Consider the following 1,577-nt stretch of genomic DNA (forward strand, 5'->3'; position numbering starts at 1 on the left):
TGGGCGTCAAGCTCACCGAGCTGCGCCCGGAGCAGGCCGCCTACATCGGCGTCCAGGTCGAGGGCCCGTACAAGCCCGACCACTACCGCTACTGACCGCCCCGGAACCGCCGACACCTGGAGTGCGCATGTCCCGTCGCCTGTTCACCTCGGAGTCCGTGACCGAGGGCCACCCCGACAAGATCGCCGACCAGATCAGTGACACCGTGCTCGACGCCCTGCTGGCCGCCGACCCCGCGTCCCGCGTCGCCGTCGAGACCCTGATCACCACCGGGCAGGTGCATCTCGCCGGTGAGGTCACCACCACCGCCGCCGCACCGATCGCCGCCCTCGTCCGCGAGAAGATCCTCGACATCGGCTACGACGCGTCCGCCAAGGGCTTCGACGGCGCCTCCTGCGGCATCTCCGTCTCCCTCGGCGCCCAGTCGCCCGACATCGCGCAGGGGGTGGACACCGCCTACGAGAAGCGCGCGGCACACGCCGGCTCCGGCACGGAGGCCGATGAGCTCGACGCCCAGGGTGCCGGCGACCAGGGCCTGATGTTCGGCTACGCCTGCGACGACACCCCCGAGTTGATGCCGCTGCCGATCCAGCTGGCCCACCGGCTCTCCCAGCGGCTGACGGAGGTCCGCAAGGACGGCACCGTTCCCTATCTGCGCCCGGACGGCAAGACGCAGGTCACCATCGAGTACCTCGGCAGCCAGCCGACCCGTCTGGACACCGTCGTCGTCTCGTCCCAGCACGCCTCCGACATCGACCTGGACACGCTGCTGGCTCCCGACATCCGCGAGTTCGTCGTCGAGCACGTCCTCGGGCAACTGGCCGACGACGGCATCAAGCTCGACACCGACGGCTACCGGCTGCTGGTCAACCCGACCGGCCGCTTCGAGGTCGGCGGCCCGATGGGCGACGCCGGTCTCACCGGCCGGAAGATCATCATCGATACGTACGGCGGCATGGCCCGGCACGGGGGCGGCGCCTTCTCCGGCAAGGACCCCTCCAAGGTCGACCGCTCCGCCGCCTATGCGATGCGCTGGGTGGCGAAGAACGTGGTCGCGGCCGGGCTGGCCCGCCGCTGCGAGGTCCAGGTGGCCTACGCCATCGGAAAGGCGCAGCCCGTCGGCCTGTTCATCGAGACCTTCGGCACCGCCGTGGTGGCCACCGAGCGGATCGAGAAGGCCGTGACCGAGGTCTTCGACCTGCGCCCCGCCTCCCTCATCCGCGACCTCGACCTGCTCCGTCCCATCTACGCCAAGACCGCCGCGTACGGCCACTTCGGCCGGGAGCTGCCGGAGTTCACCTGGGAGCGCACCGACCGGGTGGACGCCCTGCGCAAGGCCGCGGGAGTCTGAGATGCGCCTCGCCGTCAGCGACTCCCCCGCCGCTCTCCCCACCGCCTGCGGGCCCGCCGCCGCCCGGACGCCGGCCCCCCGGCCGGGAGCACTCTCATGAGCGCCCGCACCACCTCGCTGCGTGAGGCATGGGCCTCGCGGGTGGTGGTCGCCGACGGTGCGATGGGCACCATGCTGCAGGCGCAGGATCCGTCCATGGAGGACTTCCAGCAGTTGGAGGGCTGCA

At 71.3% G+C, this 1,577-nt stretch carries 2 protein-coding genes; both read left to right on the forward strand.

The window, feature by feature from the left end; all coding sequences use genetic code 11:
• Window positions 1-95: adenosylhomocysteinase (locus AB0411_RS37880; RefSeq protein ID WP_355793786.1), on the forward strand; the 95-nt coding region annotated here is incomplete at its 5' end.
• A gap of 32 nt (window positions 96-127) precedes the next feature.
• Window positions 128-1,351 carry a methionine adenosyltransferase gene (gene metK, locus AB0411_RS37885; protein ID WP_366421747.1) on the forward strand — a complete coding sequence of 408 codons (1,224 nt, stop codon included), beginning with the start codon at window positions 128-130 and terminating at the stop codon, window positions 1,349-1,351.
• Window positions 1,352-1,577 lie beyond the last annotated feature (226 nt).

Origin of the sequence: Streptomyces angustmyceticus, from assembly GCF_040701845.1 — a bacterium.
Lineage (GTDB): Bacteria > Actinomycetota > Actinomycetes > Streptomycetales > Streptomycetaceae > Streptomyces > Streptomyces angustmyceticus_A.

What these genes read in the sequence shown, in the direction of transcription:
- metK (WP_366421747.1), top strand. Translation starts at nt 128, where the DNA reads ATGTCCCGTCGCCTGTTCACCTCGGAGTCCGTGACCGAGGGCCACCCC.